We start from the raw sequence: 841 nt of genomic DNA, 5'->3' as shown, positions 1-841 counted from the left end.
ATCTTCTAAATCTACTACTGGCAGTGGATTTACTTCTAATGTAATTGTTGCTATTTCGTAACATACCGAACTATCTACCATTGTTCCGGTTCCATCATCTACCATAGTATCATTATCTACGCGTACATAGATTACTTGTGGGTTTGAGATGTTTTCATACAGCAACAGTAATGGGTTTGTAGCTGCTTCGGCATCTGCTAAAGTCTCATAGTAACTTGTTATATAGTTTGCTGGATCTTGACCCATTAACACTGCGCCATCTTGACTTGATAAATCAAACTGTACACTGTCATTTGCTGGGTTACCATCAAATTCTATATTATCATCACATTCATAATACGTTGGCATTGCTTGATTTGCTTGCGCTGCCTCATTTACCTCTATATTAAACATTGTAGTGATATCACATCCTGTTGTTGTATCAGTAATATTTACATAAATAACTTGAGGATTACTTGTATTGTTATACGGACTTACTAAAGCATTTACTCCTGCATCGGCATCGGCTTGTGTATCATGATAGGTTACTGTAAACACTGTTGCATCTTGACCGTTTAGTATCTCGGTTGTTTTACTTTCTAAGTCAAAGCCTGCTACTTCATCTGTGTTTAATTCACAAATAATATAATCTTCGATTGGACTTACTACTGGTAATGCGTTTACTGTTATATCAAAATCTACTATTGTAAAGCAGCCTGTTCCGTTTAATCCTGTTTCGTCATCTCCGTTTGTCACTCTTACATAGATTGTTTGAGGGTTGATAGCTGTTCCTGGATTATCTGGATCTTCGTTTGTGTGCATTGTTGCGTCTGCTATTGCATTACTTCCTGTTAATGCATCG

The 841-nt window shown here is 36.7% G+C and carries 1 pseudogene; it reads right to left on the bottom strand.

Annotated features, from left to right (window positions below):
* Nucleotides 1-841 (bottom strand): annotated as a pseudogene (locus WA340_RS15280) (hypothetical protein); the annotation flags it as partial.

Source organism: Mesoflavibacter sp. CH_XMU1422-2, assembly GCF_037029245.1.
Taxonomy (GTDB): domain Bacteria; phylum Bacteroidota; class Bacteroidia; order Flavobacteriales; family Flavobacteriaceae; genus Mesoflavibacter; species Mesoflavibacter zeaxanthinifaciens.
The sequence above is the reverse complement of the archived record's forward strand: the minus strand, read 5'-3'. Positions and strand labels throughout refer to the sequence as shown.